This is a genomic window from Jiangella endophytica (assembly GCF_003427025.1).
Taxonomy (GTDB): domain Bacteria; phylum Actinomycetota; class Actinomycetes; order Jiangellales; family Jiangellaceae; genus Jiangella; species Jiangella endophytica.
The window spans coordinates 147,320-168,742 of record NZ_QVAI01000005.1 but is presented as its reverse complement, the minus strand read 5'-3'; the positions used below and the strand labels follow the sequence as shown (position 1 = coordinate 168,742).

General features: G+C 72.0%; 24 protein-coding genes and 1 tRNA gene. 14 read left to right on the top strand and 11 right to left on the bottom strand.

Annotated features, from left to right (window positions below):
• Window positions 1–40 precede the first annotated feature (40 nt).
• From DZA62_RS12630 to DZA62_RS12620, 3 genes are all read right to left on the bottom strand, one after another.
• Window positions 41–2,695, bottom strand: a complete 2,655-nt coding sequence (locus tag DZA62_RS12630; RefSeq protein ID WP_116949258.1) for a golvesin C-terminal-like domain-containing protein — start codon at window positions 2,693–2,695, stop codon at window positions 41–43.
• Window positions 2,696–2,726: 31 nt separating this feature from the next.
• Entirely contained in the window at window positions 2,727–3,932 is a 1,206-nt protein-coding gene (locus tag DZA62_RS12625; protein WP_116949257.1) for a family 16 glycosylhydrolase, read from the bottom strand.
• 96 nt (window positions 3,933–4,028) lie between these two features.
• Window positions 4,029–4,211: a hypothetical protein gene (locus DZA62_RS12620; RefSeq protein WP_116949256.1), complete on the bottom strand. Its 183-nt coding sequence runs from the start codon at window positions 4,209–4,211 to the stop codon at window positions 4,029–4,031.
• Between the two features lie 152 nt (window positions 4,212–4,363).
• On the opposite strand from DZA62_RS12620, the gene DZA62_RS12615 reads away from it, so the two are divergent.
• From DZA62_RS12615 to DZA62_RS12605, 3 genes are read left to right on the top strand one after another with little or no spacing between them, the layout of a single operon-like run.
• A complete protein-coding gene (locus DZA62_RS12615) occupies window positions 4,364–5,488 on the top strand; it encodes an NAD(P) transhydrogenase subunit alpha (RefSeq protein ID WP_116949255.1) in 1,125 nt (374 codons plus the stop codon).
• Window positions 5,485–5,811 carry an NAD(P) transhydrogenase subunit alpha gene (locus DZA62_RS12610; protein ID WP_116949254.1) on the top strand — a complete coding sequence of 109 codons (327 nt, stop codon included), beginning with the start codon at window positions 5,485–5,487 and terminating at the stop codon, window positions 5,809–5,811. The genes DZA62_RS12615 and DZA62_RS12610 overlap by 4 nt, the downstream gene beginning before the upstream one ends.
• Complete coding sequence (locus tag DZA62_RS12605; RefSeq protein WP_116949253.1) at window positions 5,808–7,295, top strand: NAD(P)(+) transhydrogenase (Re/Si-specific) subunit beta; 1,488 nt, start codon at window positions 5,808–5,810, stop codon at window positions 7,293–7,295. The genes DZA62_RS12610 and DZA62_RS12605 overlap by 4 nt, the downstream gene beginning before the upstream one ends.
• A 196-nt stretch (window positions 7,296–7,491) precedes the next feature.
• Here DZA62_RS12605 and upp read toward each other — a convergent pair whose 3' ends face one another.
• Window positions 7,492–8,133 carry a uracil phosphoribosyltransferase gene (gene upp, locus DZA62_RS12600; protein ID WP_116949252.1) on the bottom strand — a complete coding sequence of 214 codons (642 nt, stop codon included), beginning with the start codon at window positions 8,131–8,133 and terminating at the stop codon, window positions 7,492–7,494.
• A 149-nt stretch (window positions 8,134–8,282) separates the two neighbouring features.
• Here upp and DZA62_RS12595 point away from each other — a divergent pair, with 149 nt between their 5' ends.
• Together DZA62_RS12595 and DZA62_RS12590 are read left to right on the top strand one after the other, a co-directional pair.
• On the top strand, window positions 8,283–8,495 hold the full coding sequence (locus DZA62_RS12595; RefSeq protein ID WP_116949251.1) for a hypothetical protein: 213 nt from the start codon (window positions 8,283–8,285) through the stop codon (window positions 8,493–8,495).
• 24 nt (window positions 8,496–8,519) lie between these two features.
• Entirely contained in the window at window positions 8,520–8,996 is a 477-nt protein-coding gene (locus DZA62_RS12590; RefSeq protein WP_198663690.1) for a tRNA adenosine deaminase-associated protein, read from the top strand.
• A gap of 17 nt (window positions 8,997–9,013) precedes the next feature.
• On the opposite strand, the gene DZA62_RS12585 is transcribed toward DZA62_RS12590, so the two are convergent.
• Together DZA62_RS12585 and DZA62_RS12580 are read right to left on the bottom strand one after the other, a co-directional pair.
• Window positions 9,014–9,658 (bottom strand): VOC family protein, encoded by a 645-nt coding sequence (locus DZA62_RS12585; RefSeq protein WP_116949249.1) that lies wholly within the window; start codon window positions 9,656–9,658, stop codon window positions 9,014–9,016.
• Between the two features lie 25 nt (window positions 9,659–9,683).
• Window positions 9,684–10,955: a Glu/Leu/Phe/Val family dehydrogenase gene (locus tag DZA62_RS12580; protein ID WP_116949248.1), complete on the bottom strand. Its 1,272-nt coding sequence runs from the start codon at window positions 10,953–10,955 to the stop codon at window positions 9,684–9,686.
• Window positions 10,956–11,109: 154 nt separating this feature from the next.
• Here DZA62_RS12580 and DZA62_RS12575 point away from each other — a divergent pair, with 154 nt between their 5' ends.
• The 4 genes from DZA62_RS12575 (at window position 11,110) to DZA62_RS12560 (ending at window position 14,959) form a co-directional block, all read left to right on the top strand.
• Entirely contained in the window at window positions 11,110–11,580 is a 471-nt protein-coding gene (locus tag DZA62_RS12575; RefSeq protein ID WP_232827407.1) for a nucleoside deaminase, read from the top strand.
• 119 nt (window positions 11,581–11,699) lie between these two features.
• Window positions 11,700–11,789: transfer RNA gene (locus DZA62_RS12570), tRNA-Ser, on the top strand.
• Window positions 11,790–11,949: 160 nt separating this feature from the next.
• On the top strand, window positions 11,950–13,194 hold the full coding sequence (locus DZA62_RS12565; protein ID WP_116949247.1) for an amidohydrolase: 1,245 nt from the start codon (window positions 11,950–11,952) through the stop codon (window positions 13,192–13,194).
• Between the two features lie 238 nt (window positions 13,195–13,432).
• Window positions 13,433–14,959, top strand: a complete 1,527-nt coding sequence (locus tag DZA62_RS12560) for a potassium/proton antiporter (RefSeq protein ID WP_116949246.1) — start codon at window positions 13,433–13,435, stop codon at window positions 14,957–14,959.
• On the opposite strand, the gene DZA62_RS12555 is transcribed toward DZA62_RS12560, so the two are convergent.
• The 5 genes from DZA62_RS12555 to DZA62_RS12535 form a co-directional block, all read right to left on the bottom strand.
• Window positions 14,956–15,516 (bottom strand): LytR C-terminal domain-containing protein, encoded by a 561-nt coding sequence (locus DZA62_RS12555; protein ID WP_116949245.1) that lies wholly within the window; start codon window positions 15,514–15,516, stop codon window positions 14,956–14,958. The genes DZA62_RS12560 and DZA62_RS12555 overlap by 4 nt on opposite strands.
• Before the next feature lie 86 nt (window positions 15,517–15,602).
• Complete coding sequence (locus DZA62_RS12550) at window positions 15,603–15,908, bottom strand: type II toxin-antitoxin system VapB family antitoxin (RefSeq protein ID WP_116949244.1); 306 nt, start codon at window positions 15,906–15,908, stop codon at window positions 15,603–15,605.
• 104 nt (window positions 15,909–16,012) lie between these two features.
• On the bottom strand, window positions 16,013–16,540 hold the full coding sequence (locus DZA62_RS12545) for a hypothetical protein (protein ID WP_157987632.1): 528 nt from the start codon (window positions 16,538–16,540) through the stop codon (window positions 16,013–16,015).
• A 108-nt stretch (window positions 16,541–16,648) separates the two neighbouring features.
• Window positions 16,649–17,974 (bottom strand): RNA polymerase sigma factor, encoded by a 1,326-nt coding sequence (locus DZA62_RS37210; RefSeq protein WP_116949242.1) that lies wholly within the window; start codon window positions 17,972–17,974, stop codon window positions 16,649–16,651.
• Window positions 17,971–18,303: a YciI family protein gene (locus tag DZA62_RS12535; protein WP_116949489.1), complete on the bottom strand. Its 333-nt coding sequence runs from the start codon at window positions 18,301–18,303 to the stop codon at window positions 17,971–17,973. The genes DZA62_RS37210 and DZA62_RS12535 overlap by 4 nt, the downstream gene beginning before the upstream one ends.
• Window positions 18,304–18,384: 81 nt before the next feature.
• Here DZA62_RS12535 and DZA62_RS12530 point away from each other — a divergent pair, with 81 nt between their 5' ends.
• From DZA62_RS12530 to DZA62_RS12510, 5 genes are all read left to right on the top strand, one after another.
• Window positions 18,385–19,164 (top strand): alpha/beta fold hydrolase, encoded by a 780-nt coding sequence (locus DZA62_RS12530; RefSeq protein WP_116949241.1) that lies wholly within the window; start codon window positions 18,385–18,387, stop codon window positions 19,162–19,164.
• Window positions 19,165–19,640: 476 nt separating this feature from the next.
• Window positions 19,641–20,138, top strand: coding sequence for a hypothetical protein (locus tag DZA62_RS12525; RefSeq protein ID WP_157987631.1), 498 nt, complete (start codon window positions 19,641–19,643; stop codon window positions 20,136–20,138).
• A complete protein-coding gene (locus tag DZA62_RS12520) occupies window positions 20,135–20,449 on the top strand; it encodes a hypothetical protein (RefSeq protein WP_116949239.1) in 315 nt (104 codons plus the stop codon). Before DZA62_RS12525 ends, DZA62_RS12520 begins: the two co-directional genes overlap by 4 nt.
• A 165-nt stretch (window positions 20,450–20,614) precedes the next feature.
• Entirely contained in the window at window positions 20,615–20,965 is a 351-nt protein-coding gene (locus tag DZA62_RS12515) for a type II toxin-antitoxin system RelE/ParE family toxin (RefSeq protein WP_116949238.1), read from the top strand.
• A gap of 8 nt (window positions 20,966–20,973) precedes the next feature.
• Window positions 20,974–21,315 (top strand): helix-turn-helix domain-containing protein, encoded by a 342-nt coding sequence (locus DZA62_RS12510; protein WP_116949237.1) that lies wholly within the window; start codon window positions 20,974–20,976, stop codon window positions 21,313–21,315.
• Window positions 21,316–21,423 lie beyond the last annotated feature (108 nt).

Sequence of the window (21,423 nt, the reverse complement as noted above, 5' to 3'; positions counted from 1 at the left end):
GGGAAGCGGGAAGACACCAACTTGACGTGATCATTCCTCGTCAGCCGGCCGGGACGAACTTCACGGCGCTGGTGCGCAGATAGCCGCTGCGGGCGGCGTTGGAAATCGTGACGTCGCCGCCGGTTCCCGCGGCGAAGTCGAACCGGCCGAGCCGGATCCACTGGTTCCCGCCGCTGGTCTGGTCGATGTCGACGCTGTCGGCGCCGGCCTGGTGCGTGACGGTGTAGCGGGCGCCGGTGCTGCTGTTGGCGTGGTGGGGGACCCAGGCGTACACGTCGTAGCTGCCGGACGTGGGCAGGTCCGGTCGCCAGGTGGCCGTCGCCGTCGTGAGGTTGCTGGTCCGGGTGCTGGAGCGCAGCCAGCCCGGCACGCTCGATCCGGTCCATGTGCCCTGCTCCGCGTACCCGGCGTCGCTGACGCCGACGATGCTCATCGGCAGCGGGGTGACGGCGACGGTGGCCGGCGCCGACTCGTTGCCGGACAGGTCGACGGCGCGGATCTCCAGCCGGTGCGCCTCGCCGTTCGCCAGTTCCTCGATCGGGAAGCCGAGCTGAGTGAAGCTCGGGTCCGCGATGTGGCCGACCGGTCCCTTCGCGTTCACCAACCGCCCGTCGGCGTAGACGTTGTACCCGAGCAGGTCGAGCTCGGCGTTCTGCGACCAGTAGAGGATCGCTCGTCCGTTCGCCGCCTCGCCGACCAGCCCAGTGGGGGTGGCGGGCGCTCGGGTGTCGACCGGGATGCGGACCGACGCCGCGACGGACGGCGCCGACTCACGCCCGGCGCTGTCGACGGCGGTCACCGTGATCTGGTGGCGCTGCCCCGCGAGCATCTCGCGCATCCGGAACCACGGGCGCACCACCGGCTGCCAGCTCACCCGCTGCCCGTCGAGGTAGACGTGGTAGCCGACGACGTCGGAATCCCGGACCGGCCGCCAGTGCCACATCAGCACGGCGTCGCCGGTGGCCGGGATCGCGTTGACGGTCCCGCGCACCCCGGCAGGCGGTTGCGGCGCCGTGTCGCGCGCCGTGGGCACCGGGACGAACTTCACCGCGTCGGCTCGCAGGAACCCGGTGACGCCGTAGTCCTTGCCCAGCTCGACGTGGCCGCCGCTGCCGGCGGCGAAGGAGTACCGGCCGAGGTACGTCCACCGGTCGCTGACGCCGTCGGCCGGGACCACTGTCGTGCCGCCGGCGTGGGTGACGGTGAACCGCGCGGCGCCGGTGTTCAACTCGTTGCCCGGAGTCCATGCGTAGACGTCGTACGTGCTGCTCGCGGGTAGGTCGGGCGTCCAGCGGGCGGTCGAGCTGGAGCCGCTTGCGTAGCGGGTGCCGGTGCCCAGCCAGCCGGTCACCGTCGACGACCCGGCCCAGGTCCCCGATTCGGTGTAGCCGGTGCCGCCGTCGTCCACGACCACCGCGGGGGTGAATCTGGCCGCGTCGGCCCGCAGCGTGCCGTTGCCGGCCGGATCACCCGCGACCCGCACGCCGTGCCCCGCCCCAGGCGTCAGCTCGAACGAGCCGAGGCTGACCCAACGCTGGCCGGCCGTGCGCTGGTCGACCACGACGTCGGTGGTCCCGCCCGCGTGGGTGACGGTGTAGCGGGCGGCCGTGTGCCCGGTGGCCAGGAAGCTCGGGTTCCAGACGTACACCTCGTGCTGCCCGGCCGCGGTGAGCTTCGGCGTCCACGCGGCCGTCGCGCCGGCCTCCGTCGATCGGCGGGTCTCGCGGTCCTGGTAGCCGAACGCCTCCCCGGTGTCCGACCAGCTGCCGTTTTCGGCGTAGCCGGGCTCGCCGTTGTCGACGACGACGCTGCCGGGCGTCGCGCGCTCGCCGTCGTCGGTCGGCGCGTAGTAGCGGAAGTAGTCCCAGGTGGTGACGCCGGGAAGGTGGGTTTCGTCGACCGGAGCGGTGTAGCCGAGCGTCGTCAGCCAGATGCTCTGCAGACCGTGCGGCCCCGCGTAGGGCTGCACCCGGGCGAGGACGCCGTCGACGTACCAGCGGATCTCGTCCGGCCGCCACTCGAAGCCGTACGTGTGATAGCCGTCGGAGCTGTCCGGGCCGACGTAGACGCCGCCCTGGTTGCCGATGTGCTCGGGCACGAACCAGTGGGAGTGGTGCTGGACGCGATCGGGCGCGTGCGAGTCGATCTCGAACCCGTCGATCTCGTTCACCCGGTTGTTGGGTCCCTTGTAGAGCGGCGCGTCCGGCATGCTGTCGCCGAGGCCGGTCGTCCACATGGCCGAGTGGAAGCCCTGGTCGCCCCAGAGCTGGGCGCGGGTCTCGTAGTAGCCGTAGCCGAACCACTCCTTGCTGATGACGCCGCCGCAGGTGTACGGCATGCCGTTGCGGTCCTCGCGCTTCAGCGCGATGTGCAGCAGGCCGCCGGAGACCGTGACGTTGTCCGGGCTGTTGGAACAGATGACCTTCTCGCCCTCGCGGTAGTACCAGTCGCCGGTGTCGAGTCCGGTGCCGTCGCTGTTGACGCCGTCGAACTCGTCCGCCCAGGCCAGCTCGTATCCGGGGAGCGGCGGAGCGGGTCCGTCGGCGAGCGCTGCCGGCGCGGTGTCCGTGACGGGTTCGGCCGCGGCCGCCGGTTCGGGCGCGGCGGACAGCGACATGGTGCTCAGGGCGGCGACGACGCCCAGGGCGAGCGTGGACCAGACCCGGAGACGACGGGCCGGGGCGGAGACGATCACGTGATGACCTCCTGAACCTTCGGGGCGGGGATCACTGACGGACGAACTTGACGGCGTCGGCGCGGACGCAGCCGGCGCCGGTCCGCTCGAGGCGCACGGTGTAGGGCCGGCCGGCGGTCAGCGACAGCGCGCCGCCGACGGGAACCCACGCGTTCCCGGTGGTGTTGAAGTCGACCGCCGCGGAGGCGAGCGGCGTGTCGCCGTCGGCCACCGTCACCGGAGCGTCGGGCTGGCCTCCGTCGCCGCCGAGGCGGTACAGGTAGGCCCGGTAGGCGCCGGTCGACGGGGGCCGCAGCGTCCACGTGGCCGCCGCGCCCGCGACGCAGCTGTAACGGCTGGTCAGCCGGCCGAACGCGGGCAGACCGGAGGCCGCCCAGCCGGTTCCGGACTCCGTGTACCCACCGGCGGGGTCGTCGTTGTCGCCGTAGACGTCGCGCTCGTAGAAGCGGACGTAGTCCCACTGCACCGCGCCCGGCAGCGCGCTGTCGTCGACTCCGGGGCTGTTGTTGAGGTCGATGGCGATGGTGGTCAGCCAGACGTTGAGGAAGTTGTGGACGTAGGTGCTCTGCGAATACGGCGTGCTCCATGCCAGGACGCCGTCGACGAAGAACCGCACCTCGGTCTCGCGCCACTCGTAGCCGTAGACGTGCCAGTCGGCCGAGCTGTCGAAGCCCAGCTCGTCGATCCCGCTGGTCAGGTGGCCGCCGTGGTTCCAGGCGATGACGTTGTGCCGCGCGTCGCCGGGGACGTGCGAGTCGATCTCGAACCCGTCGATCTCGGTGAACGCGCCGGTGGCACCGACCTGCGCCGACCAGAACGCCGAGTGCCAGCCTGAGCCCACGTTCGTTCGGGCCCGGACCTCGTAGTACCCGTAGCGTGGCCGGTCCTTGCTGATCAGGCCGCCGCCGGTGTAATCGGTGGCGGCGGTGGTCGGTGTGCACGCCGGTCCGGAGGTCGCCTCGGGGCAGAGCCGGATGGTCATGACCCCGCCGCCGACACTGACGTTCTCGGGCAGCTGCGTGCTCCAGCCGTTCCACGGCTTGCTGGTGCGGAAGTCCCAGCGGCTGGTGTCGACCGTCGTGCCGTCGAACTCGTCGGCCCAGCTCAGCGCGTACCCGGACGGTGCGGCGAGCACCTGCGCCTCGGCCGCCGCCGGCGCCGTCGGGGTCAGACCGCCGGCTGTGACCAGCGGCAGCGTGCCAATGGCGACCAGCGTGATGAGCGCACGGACCCGCATGGCGACCTCCTCGTCACCGAGGAGACTACGACCATGCGGGTCCGGTGTCTACGATGTGAATGCGGCATCTACGCCGCACGCTTCTGGTGAAACTGTCTACTGTCCGATCTGCCGGTTCCGGCGGCCGCGCAGGCGGCGCCGCTGCGACGGGTCGAGCACGAGGTAGCCGGCGACCGGGATGCCGATCAGCAGCACGACGAAGAGCCAGAAGGGCAGCAGCCAGAGCGCGAGGATCACCGCGGCTGCTCCTCCGACGATCCAACCGGTGTTCTTGCCCATGGCGTGTCCTTTCTCAAAGGGTGCTCCTTCCATTGTCCCCGGTGAACGGCGTTTCGTCTCCATCCACGGGAGGGCTCGTCCCCTACGGGACCGACCAACACGTGGCAAACCTCTGTCGATCACCCCACGTTGACGGGTAACGTCTGCGGGCGATGAAGGTCGTCGTCGCCGCCGAAACCCGTGAGCACGAGCGCCGGGTGGCGCTGGTCCCTGACCTCGTCGGCCGGCTGACCAGCGCCGGCCTCGAGGTCGCCGTCGAGTCCGGAGCCGGACTGGGCGCCCTGCACACCGACGAGGCGTACGAGGCCGCCGGCGCGACGATCGTCGCCGGCGACGCGCTCGCCGGCGCCGAGGTCGTCGTCTCGGTGCAGCCGCTGCCGCCCGAGCGCCTCGCGGCGCTGCGCAGCGGCGCCGTCACCGTCTCCCTCCTGCCCGCGACGCAGGAGCTGGACGTCGTCCGGGCCGCCCGCGACGCCGGCGTGACGGCGTTCTCGCTGGAGCTGGTGCCGCGCATCTCGCGGGCGCAGTCGATGGACGCGCTCACGTCGCAGGCGCTGGTCGGCGGATACCGCGCGGTGCTGGTCGCGGCCGAGAAACTGCCCCGGTTCTTCCCGCTCTCGATGACCGCCGCCGGCACGATCCCGCCCGCCGAGGTGCTGGTGCTCGGTGCCGGCGTGGCCGGGCTGCAGGCCATCGCGACGGCGCGCCGGCTGGGCGCCCGCGTCCAGGCCTACGACGTCCGCGCCGCGTCGGCCGACGAGGTGCGCAGTCTCGGCGCGAAGTTCGTCGAACTCGACCTGCCCAGTCTCGAGGGCTCCGGCGGCTATGCGCGCGAGATGACCGAGGACCGCGCCCAGCTGCAGCGCGACCTGCTGGCGCCGCACGTGTCCGCGTCCGACGTGCTGATCACGACGGCGGCCGTGCCGGGGCGCGCGGCTCCGCTGCTGGTCCAGCGGCCGGCGATCGAGGCGATGAAGCCCGGCAGCGTCGTCGTCGACCTCGCCGCTGAGTCCGGCGGCAACGTCGAGGGCAGCGTCGCGGGCGCCGAGATCCTCGTCGGCGGGGCGCTGGTGTGGGGCGGCCGGAACGTGCCGAGCCAGCTGCCGGTCCACGCGAGCCGGCTGTTCTCGGCCAACGTCGTCAACCTCGTGCTGCTGATGACGGCCGACGGCAAGGTCACGCCCGACTTCGCCGACGAGATCGTCGACGGCGCCGCCGTCACCCACGACGGTGTCGTGCGGCACGCACCCACCCGCGAGCTCCTGGAGGCCGAGTGACCGAGGGCGTCGCGCTGCTGACGGTGTTCGTGCTGGCGGTGTTCGTGGGGTTCGAGGTCGTGTCGAAGGTCTCGTCCACGCTGCACACGCCGCTGATGTCCGGTGCCAACGCGATCCACGGCGTCATCCTCGTCGGCGCGGTCATCGTGGCCGGGACAGCGGACGAGGCCGGCGTGCTGGTGGTCGCGCTGATCGCCGTCGTCCTGGCGACGCTGAACCTGGTCGGCGGGTTCGTCGTCACCGACCGGATGCTGGAGATGTTCGGCGGCAAGCGGCCGCCGGCCGATGCGCCGGCCGCGGACGTCAAGGAGGGCGGCGCGTGATCCCCGTCTGGGCGCAGGTCTGCTACGTCGTCGCCGCCGTCTGCTTCATCCTCGCCCTCAAGGGCCTCTCGTCGCCGAAGTCCGCCCGACGCGGCAACCTCGTCGGCGCGTTCGGCGCGCTGCTCGCCGTCGTCGTCACGTTCATCGCCTACGACATCGACAACCTCGGCTGGATCCTGCTGGCCGTCGCTGTCGGTGCGGTCGGCGGCGCGTGGGGCGCCCGGCGGGTCGCGATGACCGCGATGCCGCAGCTCGTCGCCCTCTTCAACGGCGTCGGCGGCGGCGCGGCGGCCCTGGTCGCGCTGCTGGAGCTGTCCGAGCCGGCCCGAGCGGGCCTGGTCAAGCCGAACGGGTTCTTCAACGACGGCGGGTGGTTCGCCTACGCGCCGCTCAACGACGAGGCCGGTGGCCACACGCTCGAGGAGCTCGAGCGGCTGGCGCAGTTGCTCACCACCGGGACCTTGTCGGCGACGGCGTTCACGATCCTCATCGGCGCGGTGTCGTTCTCCGGGTCCGTCATCACGTTCCTCAAGCTGCAGGAGCTGATGACCGGCCGCCCGATCACCTTCCCGGGCGGCCCGTTCGTCTTCGGTGGCGTGCTGGTGGCGGCGCTGGGCCTGGGCGTGTGGACGGTCGCGACCGGCAGCGTGACGCTGGCGATCATCCTGGCCGTCGTCGGGCTGCTGGCCGGGGTGCTGCTGGTGCTGCCCGTCGGCGGCGCGGACGTGCCGATCGTCATCTCGCTGCTCAACGCGTTCACCGGCCTGGCGGTCGCGGCCGGCGGATACGTGCTGGAGAACGCGCTGCTGCTGGTGGCCGGCACGTTGGTCGGGGCGAGCGGCACGATCCTCACCCGGGCCATGGCGCGCGCCATGGGCCGCTCGGTGTCGTCGATCCTGTTCGGCGCGTTCAAGGGCGGCTCCACCGCCGGCCGCGGCGAGGTGTCGGACCGCCCGGTCCGCTCGGCCGGCCCGGACGACGTCGCGATCATGCTGGCGTACGCCCGCAAGGTCATCGTCGTGCCGGGGTACGGCCTGGCGGTCGCGCAGGCACAGCACACCATCCGCGAGCTGGTCGACCTGCTCGAGAAGCGCGGCGTCGAGGTCGGCTACGCGATCCACCCGGTGGCCGGCCGCATGCCGGGGCACATGAACGTGCTGCTCGCCGAGGCGAACGTGCCGTACGAGCAGCTGCTGGAGATGGACACCGCGAACGGCCAGCTCCGCACGTCCGACGTCGCGCTGGTCGTCGGCGCGAACGACGTGGTCAACCCGGCGGCTCGGACGTCACCGGGCTCGCCGATCTACGGCATGCCGATCCTCGACGCCGACCATGCCGGCGCGATCGTCTTCCTCAAGCGGTCGATGCGCCCTGGCTTCGCCGGCATCGAGAACGAGCTGCTCTTCGACCCGAAGACCACGCTGCTGTTCGGCGACGCGAAGGCCTCGCTCACGGCGCTCGTGACGGCGCTCAAGTCGCTCTGACCCGCTTGGGAATGATCACGTTCAGTAGGGCTCTTACCGCTCTACCACCCATGCATGCCTGGTGAAGCGGGCAGAGTCCTGGCAGTGCCGGGGCAAGCGTTTTCCGACGTCGGCCCAGGCGAGTTCACGCCTCACGAGGCATGCATGCCTCGTGGAGCGAACACACCCATGCTGAACGTGATCATTTCCAGGGCGGTCAGTCGACGACGCCGTAGAGACGGTCGCCGGCGTCGCCGAGGCCGGGCACGATGTAGCCCTTCTCGTTCAGTCGCTCGTCCACCGCAGCGGTCACCACGGTGATCGGCACGCCGAGCTCGCTCGTCTCCTCGTCCAGGTGCTGGACGCCTTCGGGCGCGGCCAGGAGGCAGACGGCGGTGATGTCGTCGGCGCCGCGGTCGACCAGGAACCGGATGGCCGCGGCCAGTGTGCCGCCGGTGGCGAGCATGGGGTCGAGCACGTAGCACTGCCGCCCGGTGAGGTCGTCGGGCAGCCTCGTCGCGTACGTGGTGGCCTGCAGGGTGTCCTCGTCGCGGATCATGCCGAGGAAGCCGACCTCGGCCGTGGGGACCAGCCGGGCCATGCCGTCGAGCATGCCGAGGCCCGCGCGCAGGATCGGCACGATGAGCGGCTTGGGCGAGCTGAGCTTCACGCCGGTGGTCGGCGCGACCGGCGTCTGGATCTCGACGGAGTCGACGCGCGCCTCGCGGGTGGCCTCGTAGGCCAGCAGCGTGACCAGCTCGTCGGCCAGTCGCCGGAAGGTGGGCGAGTCGGTGCGGACGTTGCGCAGCACGGTGAGTTTGTGCGCGACGAGAGGGTGATCGACGGCCAGCAGACGCATGCCAGGAACTTATATGAAAGCGGCGACGGCTGACCGCGGGGTCGGACGTCGGTCCCGGATGAATACCGGGCACGCTCTCGACCAGGTGGGTCTGCTGGTGCTAGCGTCCCCCGAGTGTGCAGGGGTTGCGTCTGAAGAACGGAGGCCAGATGCCCGAGGGCGCCATCGCCGAGCCAGTCGGCTCGGGTGCAGACGATCCCCCGACAACCCCCGGCGGCGAGCTCGTCGCCGACGCCGCACGCCTACGTCAGCGCGCGGTGTTCCTGCGCGAGCTGGCCGAGGCCCGCGCACTGCTCGCTCGCTCCACCCCCTGGCACGGCCGTACCGCGGGCCTGCGCCGGCGGCTGCGGCAGAGCACGTAGGGGCCACACCCCGAGAGGGTCCTGGTGGCGTCCGACGGTGAGGGCGTCGTCGACTTCGTGGTCGTGGCAAACCGCGAGGACGGACGCTGGCAGGTCGAGACCGTGCCACGACAGCTCGGACACGACCTCGGCAGACTGGTCGACCTGCTGCGGCAGCGGCCGGGCGACGTCGGGTCGCTGGCGTTCGTCTCCGTCGACGAGGACTTCTTCTACGCGCTCCGGCTGACCGGCGCCGACGTGCGGTTGCTGCTGTCCGACGTCACCGCCGCCACCGACTGGCCGATGGCCCGCGACGTCGTCGAGCGGCTCGGGCTGCCATTGCCGGACGACGACGACCCGGTGCAGCCGGCCGGGGACCTCACGATCTTCGCCGATCTCGGTGTCGACCCGATGGCGCTGGCCGCCATCTGCGACGACATCGACAACTATCCCGACGAGATGCTCCTGCAGATCGCCGCGCGCGCCGGTTTCGGCCCGCAACTGGACGACGTCCTGCCCTGATCTCCGCCCGGACGCGGTCAGTCGCGGTCCTGCCAGGTGGCCAGGCACGAGCGGTTGCCTTCGGCGTCGGCCAGCACCCAGAACGCGGGGGCGTGCTCGTCGTCGACGACCCGGCCGCCGGCCGCGAGGCATGCCTGGATCCGCGGCTCCACCTGCGCGGGGTCGACCCACACATCGAGGTGCCAGCGCTGGCGCGGCTCGTCGGCGCCCGACGGCTGGAACCACACCGACGGCAGCCGGCCCGCGGGGTCGCGCACCATCGGAGCGCCGGGACGATCCTCGTAGGCGAGCAGGGACCGCCAGAACGGCAGCACGTCGGGCGTGGCGGGGGTGTCCAGGGCGAGGTTGATCCGCGAGACGGACCCGCCGTCGAGCGTCAGGCCGGCGGCCGTCGCCAGGTCGGTGATGGTGCGGGCGAGCGCGACGTCGCGGTCGCCGACGCCGGGCCTGTCGCGGCCGACGAAGGCGACGTCGACGTGGGTGGCGTGCAAGGTGAGCTCGGGATGGTGGTTCGCCTGCTCGGCCGCCGCGCCGATGGCGTTCACCAGTGCCAGGCCGGTCGCGAAGTCGGGCGTGGCGGCCCGGGTGTACAGCCCGTTGCCGAGGTGGGCCCAGCCGTCGAGCCCGCTGGCCGCGACCTGCTGCCCGGTCAGGAATCGCATGGCCGATCGTCTCACGGGCGTCGCGTCAGAAGCCGCCGCGTAGTTGCAGTGCCGTCGCGACGCGGTCGACGGCGAGCGCGTAGGCCGCCTCCCGGTAGCTGCAGCCGTGCTCCTCGCTGAACTCGGCCACCTCGGCGAAGGTCCGCTCGATACGGCCGCGCAGCTCCGTCGCGAGCCGCTGCTCGTCCCACGGCGCGCCGGCGACGCCCTGGGCCCACTCCGCGTACGCGGCGATGGCAGCACCGCCGCCGGCCAGCAGGTCGGGGATGAGCCGCACCCCGCGCGCGTCGAGTACGGCGTCGGCCTCCGGCGTGACGGGGTGGGCGGCGCCCTCGACCACGATGCCCGCGCGCACGCCGTCGACATTGAATGCCGTCAGCACCTCGCCCGTGGCCGCCGGGATCAGCACGTCGCAGTCCAGCGTCAGCAATTCGTCGGGCGCGATGCGCTGCAGCGGCGCCCCGGAGTCGGCGACGGAGTACCCGGCGGCGGTGGCACGCAGCAGCTCCGGAACGTCCAACCCGCGCTCGTTCAGCACCGCGCCGCCCGCGTCGCCGACGGCGACCACCCGCACGCCGCGCACGTACAGCTCGCGCGCGACCCAGGAGCCGACGTGGCCGAAGCCCTGGATCGCGACCCGCTGCGCCCCGAGGTCGAGTCCCCAGCGCCGCGCCGCGGCCTCCAGCACGTACACCAGCCCGCGCCCGGCCGCCGCCTCGCCGCTGGGCACGCCCCCGAGGCTGAGCGGCTTGCCAGCGACGACGCCCGGCCCGTGCCCGTGCCGGCTCCCGTAGGCGTCGAGGAACCACGCCATCACGCGTGCGTCGGTGTTGAGGTCGGGCGCGGCGATGTCGAGCCGCGGCCCCATGATGTGACTGACGGCGAGCGCGTAGCGCCGGGTGAGCGCCTCGAGCTCGGTCGTCGAGTAGTCGGACGGGTCCATCAGCAGGCTGCCCTGGGCGCCGCCGAACGGCAGCCCGTGCAGTGCCGACCGCCACGTCGTCAGCGACGCCAGCGCGCGAGTCTGGTGCAGGTCGGCCCGCGGGTGGAAGCGCAGGCCACCGAGGTACGGCCCGCGGGCGCCGTTGTGCTGCACGCGGTAGCCCTGGACGACGGTGATGCTGCCGTCGTCGCGGCGCAGCGGCAGTTGGACGCCGAGCTCGCGGTCGTGCAGCTTGAGCAGCTCGTTGACGCCCGGACGCAGTTCGAGCAACTCGGCCGCCCGGTCCACCGAACGGTCGACGGCGATGTCGGGCGTGAGGCCGCGGTCGATCATCGAGAGGGAGGTGAGGGTCATGGAAACTCCCGTAAAGCGAACGCTCGTTCTTCTAAGTCTCGCATCTGCATCTTGATCTCGTCAAAGAATCGTGCGTGATTCCTGTGGTCACGCTGAGAATCTCCGGCCGGCGCGTGTGACTCGCCTTACTCGCCCGGCACGTATCGTCGAGGACATGTCCGCGGGACCCGCCACTCGGCGCTACGAGCCGCTCATGCGCATCGCTCTGGCCGAGGCCGAGCTCGCGCCGTCGACCGGTGACGTGCCGATCGGGGCCGTCGTCGTCGATGCCGGCGGCACGGTGCTCGGCCGCGACCACAACCGGCGCGAGGCCGACGCCGACCCGACGGGGCACGCGGAGGTGCTCGCGCTGCGCGCGGCCGCCGCCGAGGTCGGATCGTGGCGGCTGGACGGCTGCACGCTCGTCGTCACGATGGAGCCGTGCTCGATGTGCGCCGGCGCCCTCGTCCTGGCTCGTGTCGACCGCCTCGTCTACGGCGCGCCGGATCCGAAGGCCGGTGCCGTCGGCTCGCTCTGGGACCTCGTCCGCGACCGCCGGCTCAACCACCGCCCCGAGGTCCTCGCCGGCGTCCTCGCCGACGAGTGCGGCGCGCTCGTCCGCGACTTCTTCGCGACCCAACGCTGAGGCCGGCGGCGTGAAGGTCGCCGGCCGGCCGTCTCGCCGCGTGGGGCGGCCGCGCGTCGTGATCGTGGCCCGCTCGCCCGATTTCCTACAGCGCCCGGGGCTCCGGTACCCTCGACGGCGGTAGCGTGTCCGAGCGGCCTAAGGAGCACGCCTCGAAAGCGTGTGTGGGGGCAACTCCACCGTGGGTTCAAATCCCACCGCTACCGCCAGCCGAAGGGCCCCAGCCACGCACTCTCGTGGAGCTGGGGCCCTTCGTCGTTCCCGGGTCACCGCGACGTGCAGGTGCCGCACCGGACCTCGCCGGACCGGCTGGGTCGCCAGACTGCGCTCGCCCTCCTAGCGTGGAAGGCGATCCTCGAGGGGGCAGCCATGACCAGGCACGAGAACATCCCCGTCGATCCGACGCTCACGGACCTGTACAAGGACCTGCACCGGCATCCGGAACTCGGCTTCCAGGAGCACCGCACCGCCGGGATCGTCGCGGATCGGCTCCAGGCGTCCGGGTTCGACGTGACGACGGGTGTCGCCGGCACCGGGGTCGTGGGCCTGCTGAGGAACGGGCCCGGCGCGACAGCGCTGCTGCGCGCCGACATGGACGCGCTTCCCGTCCGGGAGGACACGGGGTTGGACTACGCCAGCACCGTGACGACGACCGACGAGAGCGGCAAGAGCGTGCCGGTCGATCACGCCTGCGGCCACGATCTGCACACGACGTGCCTCCTGGGCGCCGCCGACGTGCTCGCCGGCGACACGGCGAGCTGGTCCGGCACGCTGCTCGTGGTGTTCCAGCCGGCCGAGGAGCTCGGCAAGGGGGCGCAGGCGATGGTCGACGACGGCCTGTACGACCGCTTCCCGGCACCCGACGTCGTCCTCGGCCAGCACGTGGCGCCGCTGCCGGCCGGGAAGATCGCGGGGCATCCCGGCGCGTCCTACGCGGGCTCCGACTCCCTGGGCGTGCGACTCGTCGGCCGCGGCGCGCACGGGTCGATGCCCGAAGCCTCCATCGACCCGATCGTGATGGCGGCCGAGACGGTCCTGCGTCTTCAGGCCGTCATCTCCCGCGAGATCCCGAGCACCGCGACGGCCGTTCTCACCGTCGGCTCGATCCATGCCGGCGACGCGGCGAACGTGATCCCCGGCGAGGCCGAGTTGCAGCTGAACATCCGCAGCTACGACACCGGCGTGCGCCGGCGCATCCTCGACAGCATCGAACGGATCGTCCGAGGCGAGGCCGCGACCGCCGGCGCGACCGACGAACCCACCATCACCGAGATCGAACGGTTCCCCGTCGTGGTCAACGATCCCGCCGCCCTCGGGAGGACGCTGGACGCGTTCGCCGAGTGGCTCGGACCGGACAGCATCCTCGACCCCGGCGCCGGGGCCGGCAGCGAAGACGTCGGGATCCTGGCGACGAGCGCCGGCGCGCCGTTGTCCTACTGGCTGCTCGGCGGCACCGACCCCTCGCTGTTCACGACCGGCGACATGAACGACCCGGCGCTGCTCACCGTGCCGTCCAACCACTCACCCCACTACGCCCCGGTCATCGAGCCGACCGTCGCGAACGGGGTCACCGCCCTCGTCACGGCGGCCCGCACCTGGATGCCGTCGTCGTAGCAGGGCGGGTGTCACAGCACGGAGAAGCCCGGGCGGCTCGCCCCGCCGGGGTCACCGGAACGCGCCAGATCCGCAGGTCAGCGCCGTATCGGCGCGGTCCTGCCCGGCTCCGCAGGGGGACCCGCCGCTTCCCTCGCGTCTCGCCCCTTCCGCACGTCGCGCACCGAAGCCCGGCCGCACTTTAGGCTCTAGACCTGCCGCGACGTGGGTCGCCGGGACAACGGACGGGGGGTGGGGCGTGACCGTCGACTCGCTCAACGTCTTCCTGCTCGCCGGAGCCCTCGTGCTCATCACCGCCGTCATCGCGGTGCGGGTGAGCGTGAAGCTGGGGCTGCCCAGCCTCGTGCTGTACCTGCTGATCGGCCTCGTGATCGGCGAGTCGGGGCTTGGCATCCAGTTCTCCGATCCCGACGTCGCGCAGTCCTTCGCCTACGCCGCGCTGGTCGTGATCCTGGCCGAGGGCGGTCTGACGACCCAGTGGGACGAGGCGCGGCCCGTGTTCGGCATCGGGCTGTCGCTGGCCACCGTCGGCGTGGTCGTGAGCACGGCGGTCGTCGCGGTCATCGGGCACTACGCGCTCGGCCTGGACTGGCTGCCGGCGATCCTGCTCGGGGCGATCTTCGCGCCGACCGACGCGGCCGCGGTGTTCTCGACGCTGCGGCGGTTGCCGCTGAGACGGCGGCTGTCCGGCGCCCTGGAGGCGGAGTCGGGCCTCAACGACGCGCCCGCCATCGTGCTGGTGACGATCCTCAGCGTGGGCCACGGTCCCGAGGGCGGGTTCCTCCTGATCGGGCTGACGGTGGTGTACGAGCTGCTCGGCGGCGCAGCACTGGGCTACGTGGTGGGGCGGGTGGGTGCGGCCATCCTGCGCCGGACCGCGCTGCCGGCGTCGGGCCTCTATCCGCTGGTCGTGCTCACGCTGACCGTGCTCGCGTACGGCCTCGGCGCATTCGCCCACATGAGCGGGTTCGCGGCGGTGTACATCGCGGCGCTGGTGCTGGGCAACTCGCACCTGCCGCACCGCGCGGCCACGCGGTCGTTCGTCGAAGGGCTGGCCTGGCTGGCGCAGATCGGCCTGTTCGTCATGCTCGGCCTGCTGGCGTCGCCGGCGGACATGCCGGGCGCGTTCGTGACGGCGGTCGTCGCGGGCGCCGCGCTGACGTTCGTCGCGCGGCCGATCTCGGTGTGGGCGGCGACGGCGCCGTTCCTGATGTCGATCCGCGAGAAGGTGTTCCTGTCCTGGGCCGGGCTACGAGGCGCGGTGCCGGTCGTGTTCGCGACCATCCCGCTGGCCGAGGGCGTCGAACGGGCCGACTGGCTGTTCGCCGTCGTCTTCATCGTGAGCGTGCTGTACACGCTGATACAGGCACCGACGCTGCCCTGGCTGGCCGCGCGCCTCGGCATGGTGCCGGCCTTCCCCACCCGCGACGCCGACGTCGAGTCCGCGCCGCTGGAGCGGCTGGACGCCGACCTCATCCACGTCCGCATACCGCCCGGCTCGAAGCTGCACGGCGTCGAGGTCGCCGAGCTGCGGGTCCCGATCGGGGTCGGCATCGCGCTGATCGTCCGCGGCGACACGTCGATGGTCCCCGGTCCGCGAACCAAGCTGCTGCATGGCGACGAGATCCTCATCGTCGCGCCGCGAGCGCTGCGCCGTGCCACCGAGGCCCGGTTGCGCGCCGTCGGACGCCGCGGCCGCCTCGCCGGCTGGTTCGGCGAGCGCGGCGGGCCGCACCCCGACGAGGAGGATGAGGGCGTGCCCTAGGAGGCGGCCTCGCAGGGCGGCAGCTCGGCTGACGGCGTCGCCGGCGGCGCCGCGGGATCGGCCAGCGCCTCGAACGCGTTGCCGAGCACGAGGTCGATGGTCGCCTCGGTGCGCTCGTCGGGCACGTACACCGCGCCGGGGACGAGCGTCGCGACGAGCTCGGCGGCGGCCTGGTCGACGGCCCGGGACCGCACCTCGGCGGTCCCTTCGATGGCGCGGTCCAGCGGGTCGTTGTCGACGTCGACGACGACGAAGCCGCGGTCGCGGACCTGCCGGGCGATCGCCGACGCCAGCCCGCTGCGGTCGGTGGCGTTGTAGACGTTCACCTGCACCTCCGCCGGCGCGGGCGCGGCCGTCGGCTGGCCGGGAGCGCACGGCTGGCCCGTGGACGCCGCGGCACTGGGCTCCTCGTCGCCGACGACGTTGGCCCAGCTGTACCAGGCGGCCCCGATGACCACGCCGATCAGGACCAGCAACGTCGCCGACGTGCGGACGCGGCGCCAGCGGTGCCGGCGGGCGGCCTCCTCCTCGGTGAGCTGCTCATCCTCGAACGCCATGCGTGCTCCGGGGTCGGCGGCGTTGCCGCGCGGGCGGGGGTCGTGTGGTCAGGTCAGCCTAGCCGTGAGGCTCCCGTTTCCGCAGGTCATGCCTTGGTGTCGGGGAGAAGTAGGACACGGGCATGGATGACCGGCCGCTGTTGCAGCGCCGCACGGAGCGCGCGGTGCAGCCCGTCCTCGAGGTACAGCTCGCCGCGCCACTCGACCACGTGGGCGAAGAGGTCGCCGTAGAACGTGGAGTCGTCGGCGAGCAGGGTTTCGAGGTTCAGTGTGCGTTTGGTGGTGACCAGTTCGTCCAGACGGATCTGGCGCGGGGGAAGATCAGACCACGCCCGCAGACCCGTGTCGTGCTCGGGGTAGGGCTTGCCGTCTCCGACGCGCTTGAAAATCACCTAGCGCAGTCTAAACGGCGGGCGTCGTTTTGCCTGGCATATGCCGGACCACGTGCGAACGCGGCCGACGAGAGCTCGTTGGCCGCGTTCACGGTTCGCGGTGGTCAGGAGTAGGCCTCCACGGTGTTCGAGCAGTTGCGCAGCTGGCCGGTGGACATCTTCTTCTCACAGGCCCGGAAGATGACCCGGCGGCCCTCCGTGAAATCGTAGTTGTACGTCTTCGTGTCGATCGGGCCCTGGTCCGGGCCGCTGTCGCGATGCTGCCAGCCGCTGGACGTCGAGGGCGACTCACGCCAGACGCCCTGGGACAGGTAGGGCCCCTCGCACCAGGTGAACAGGGCCACCACGCGCCATCCGTTGGACCTGGTGTCCGACACTCGGAGGAGCTCGTCGCGCTCGTAGAACGTCACGGATCCTCCGGAGGTCTGCGCCGTCCAGGACTTGCCGTCCGGATTGGGTTGCTCCCAGCAGCCCCGGGTGGCGACGTCGCCGGGCTTCGGTCCGCTCGGCGCGGCATTGGCCGGCAGCACGACGGTGGTGAGTGCGGCGGCGCCGGCGACGGCGTAGGCCCATCGGGTCAGCGTCCGAAACCGCGGCGATCGGGTGCGGATCGTTGAACGTAGCGTGCTCATGTCGACGTGCTCCAAGCTCGGTCGATGACAGATGCCCGGAGTGTGTCGGCAGCGGCTTTCCCAGGGCTTTCCTTGCGACCTCTCGCGGCGTCCGGGGTCAGGACGGGGTCAGGACGGGGTCAGCTCGGCCAGCCGCCGGGCGAGGTAGCGGCGCTCGCCGTCGTTGCCGGCCACCGCGAGCGCCGCGCGATACTGCGTCGCGGCGGCCGTGTGGTCGCCGGCCCGGCGGAGCAGGTCGGCGCGGGTCGCGGGGAGCAGCGGGTACCCGACCAGCTCGGCGGCGACGGCCTCGACCTGTGCGAGGCCGGCGGCCGGGCCATCCGCCATCGCGACCGCGACCGCCCGGTTCAGCCGCACCACCGGCGTCGGCTGGTGCTCGAGCAGTTGGTCGTACAGCCGGACGATCCGCCGCCAGTCGGTGTCCTCGGCCCGGACGGCGACGGCGTGACAGGCCGCGATCAGCGCCTGCAGCTGGTACGGGCCGGGCTGCTCGTGTGCGAGCGACCGCTGGAGCAGCCCGACGGCGTCCGCGGCCGCCGCGCGGTCCCAGCGGTCGCGGTCCTGCTCCTCCAGCGGCACCAGCTCGCCGCCCGGGCCCGTGCGTGTCGCAGCGCGGGCGTCGTGCAGGCGGAGCAGCGCGAGCAGGCCCAGCGCCTCCGGCTCGTCGGACAGCAGCTCGGTCACCAGCGCGGCGAGCCGCAGCGCCTCGCGGGTGAGCTCCGGTCGCATCAGGCCGTCGCCGCTGGTAGCGCCGTAGCCCTCGTTGAACAGCAGGTACACGACACCGAGGACGGCTGTCGTCCGTTCGGGCAGCTGCTCCGGCGGCGGCACGCGGTAGGGGATCGCGGCGGCGCGGATCTTGTGCTTCGCCCGGACCAGCCGCTTGGCCATCGTCGCCTCGGGGACGAGGAACGCCCTCGCGATCTCCGCCGTCGTGAGGCCGGTCAGCGCGCGCAGCGACAGCGCGACCTGCGCCTCGAACGCCAGCGCCGGATGGCAGCACGTGTAGAGCAGGCGCAGCCGGTCGTCCGGCGGGTGGCTGCCTTGGTCGCCCTGGTCGCCGGGCGGCTCGTCCGCCGTCGCCGCGAGCAGCCGCAGCTTGGCGTCCCCGGCCTTCGCCCGCCGCAGCCGGTCCAGCGCCCGGCGGCGGGCGGCCGTGGTCAGCCATGCGCCGGGCCGGTCCGGGAGGCCGTCGCGCGGCCAGGTCTCCAGCGCGGCGGCGAACGCGTCGGCCGCCGCCTCCTCGGCGAGGTCCCAGTCGCCCGTGCCCGCGATCAGCGTCGCGACGACGCGGCCCCACTCGTCCCGGAACGCCGCGGCGACCGCGGCACCGACCTCGCCGTCGCCGACGTCTACGCCGACGTCGGCATGCCCCGCCCCTCCAGGGAGGGTGCCCACCCTATGGGCGGGTACCGACAGGTCGGCGTCGTTCATCGGACCGGGCGGATCTCGACCTGTCCGAACCGGGCGGCGGGGTGGCCGGCGGCGATCTCGACCGCCTCGTCCAGGCCGGCGCACTCGATCAGTGCGAAGCCGCCGATCTGGTCCTTCGTCTCCATGAACGGCCCGTCCGTCCGCAGCACGTCGCCGTCGCGCACCCGTACGGTCGTCGCCGCCCGGCTCGGGTACAGGCCCTCGTGTGCCCGCAGTACCCCGCGCCTCTCCAGATCGGCCATCCACGCGTGGAACCGGCGCATGCCGTCGTCGTCCACGATGTCCGGCTCGAGCTGCTCCTCGGCGCTGATCAGGAGCAGATAACGAATCGGCGTGCTCATGGTGTCCATCGTGCGCCATCTCGTTCGTCGTGGGGTCGACCGGTCGATACCAACTTCGAGGAGCTCCCCATGTTGACCACCACCTCCGCCGACGGCACCACGATCGCCTACGACCGCTCCGGCTCCGGCCCGCCGGTCGTCTTCGTGTCCGGCGCGTTCAACGACCGGCACACGCTCGCCCCGGTGGCCGCAGCCCTGGCGCCGTCCCACACCGTCGTCTGCTACGACCGGCGCGGCCGCGGCGACAGCGGCGACACCGCCCCCTACGCCGTCGACCGGGAGATCGAGGACCTCGCCGCCGTCCTCGCCGTGGTCGGCGGTTCGGCGGCCGTGTTCGGCTTCTCGTCCGGTGCGAACCTCGCCCTGCTGGCCGCCTCGCGCGGCCTCCCCGTGACGGCGCTCGTCATGTACGAGGCGCCGTTCGCCCTCAGTTCCGACGACCGGCGGCCCGCCGACCTGCCGTCGCGGCTGGCGGCGCTGATCGCGGCCGGGCGCCGCGCGGACGCCGTCACGACGTTCCAGTTGGAGGGCATCGGGCTGCCGCCGGACATGGTGGCCGGGATTCGGCAGTCGCCGTTCTTCCCCCAACTGGAGGCCATCGCCCCCACCGTCATCTACGACGCGACCGTCACCGCGCCGCCGTACGACCAGCCGACGCCGTCGATGCGCGCGCTCCAGGTTCCGGTGCTCGTCCTGACCGGCGCGCAGACCTGGCCGGTGCTGCGGCGGGCGGCCGAGGCGCTCCCGTCCCGCCTGGCCGACGCCCGCTACCTCACCGTCCCCGGCGGCGCGGACCACACGATCCCCGCCCCCGAGACGGCCGAGGTGGTGCGGACGTTCCTGGCCTGAAGCGGCCAGGCGGAAGGCCTCCACGGGACGGACGGGATCGATCGAGCCCGCCGTCGCGCGACCAGGAGCGGCACCGTCCCGGCCCCGGCGGGGACCGGTCGGTGCGTCTGCCCTGGTGGGGCCGAGCTGGCGGAGGATAGGGGATTCGAACCCCTGAGGGATTGCTCCCAACACGCTTTCCAAGCCCGTGACCAGGCGTTTTCCTGGATCCAGAACCGTCCGACCTGCAGACGATGGGTAGCACCTGCCTGTGCTATGGACGGGTCTGAACGGGCCCGAATGAGACGGAAACTGAGACGGGGACGGACGGCTCGCGGTCCACCTGGAGGCGGGATCTGCCTCATCAGTTAGTCGCCCCCGGCCGGTGCGTGAACACCGGACCGGGGACTTGATCCCAACCTGAAGACACCAGGGAGAGACCCATGGTCACCGTACCGAAGCCGAAGAAGCGAGAGATCATCACCCGGGCACCGTTCGTGCATCCCGACGTCGGCGAGATCGTTGCCTTCCACGATGAGGAAGGCCCGACTATCGATGTGACGATCCGCCCGGAGGGTAGCGAGGAGTACGCGCACTTCGGGCTCACCGCGGCCGACGCGCACCAGCTGGCCGACGAGTTGCACCGCATTGGCACCATCGTTCAGCGGGCCGGCTGGACCCCGACGATCCTGACGGATGCTCGGGCGTATCTGCCGGGCATGACCGACGAGCAGATCATCGAGCGGTTGGACCGGCTGTACCGCCGCTGGGGCGGACTCGTCATTGGGTTCCGCGGCCGGCTGGATCGCCGTGCCGGCCGGGCACTCGCGGTCGAGGTCCACATGGAGACGCTGGAACACACCGTCGGCTTGGTCGAGCAGCACGCAGAGACCTTCTCCGGGGTGCCGGAGCTGGCGGACGGGCTGGCGGAGCTGCGGTCCTCGCTGGAGGACGTGCGACAGCTGTACGTCGCTGAGCAGGAGCGTCAGCCGTGAGGGCCGTCGAGGACCGCGATGCGGCGTGCTCGGTGAAGTGGTGCGACGAGACCGGAACCCACGCCGTGCACCGCAAGTACATGGCGTCGGTGCCCGGAGGGGTCCGCGGTGGCGGCCTCGTTGGCGTGAACCTCGCGCAGCGGGTCCAACCGCGGGCGTCGGTGTGTGTCGAGCTGACGGTGACCACCCCGTGGGCGTCGACGTCCGGCTTCCTGTTCGCCGCCGCGTCCGTTCCCGACATCGCGGCGGCGCTGACCGAAGCGGCTGAGCGAGCGACCGAGCTGGGCGGAACGCGTGAACGGCGCGATTGATCGCTAGCGGCTCCGTGACGGTGGCCGGTTCGTTGCCTCAGATTCCCGGATGCCGGGACGAGCGACGAGCCGGCCGCCGTGAGCGGTCCTCGTACGGATGGCTTGGCGATGACCGTGGACTGACGTGAGATACCGCCTGCCTACTAGAAGTTGTGAGGTATATTGATGGGTGCCTGGGTGATTCACGAACACCCTGACGTGGCCAAGTGGTTGGAGGGCCTGACTGGAACGACGGCGGTGACTGTTGCCGCAGCCCTTGACCGCCTGGCCGAGGATGGGCCGGCGCTGGGTCGGCCGACGGTGGACAGCATCAAGGGCAGCCGGCACCACAACATGAAGGAGCTGCGTGCGCGCACGGTACGGATCTTGTTCGTGTTCGATCCACGACGTGCCGCCATCCTCCTGGTGGCCGGCGACAAGCGAGGCGAGTGGGAGCGCTGGTACAAGGCGTCCATCCCGCTCGCAGACGACCGATACGACGAGTGGCTGACCATACTCGACGAGGGCAAGGCATAGGGGGCGAGATGACTCAGGAGATCGAGGCCACGACCAACACCGCGCGCTGGCCGACGTGGACCGAGACCCGCGCGACGCTGAACCTCGACGAGGCGGCGGTTGCCCGGGCACGCGCCGAGCTGGAGGCGGAGGAGGCCGCGTACCGCCTGGCGGAGATCCGGCGCGAACAGCACCGCACCCAGACCGACGTCGCCCGCGACATGGGCGTCAGCCAGAAGCGCGTCAGTGAGATCGAGCGCGGCGACCTGACCCGCACCGAGGTCGACACGATCAGCCGCTACGTCGCCGCACTCGGCGGCCGCATCCGCATCGTGGCCGACTTCCCCGGTCACAGCATCACCGTCCGTTGACCACCGTCGCGTACGAGGTCGTGGAGGTACCTTGAACGATCGATCGCTCTTGGGGACGCATCGCATCGGGCTGGGTGTCACTGGCCCCAGCTCGCCCGCGAGTGGTAC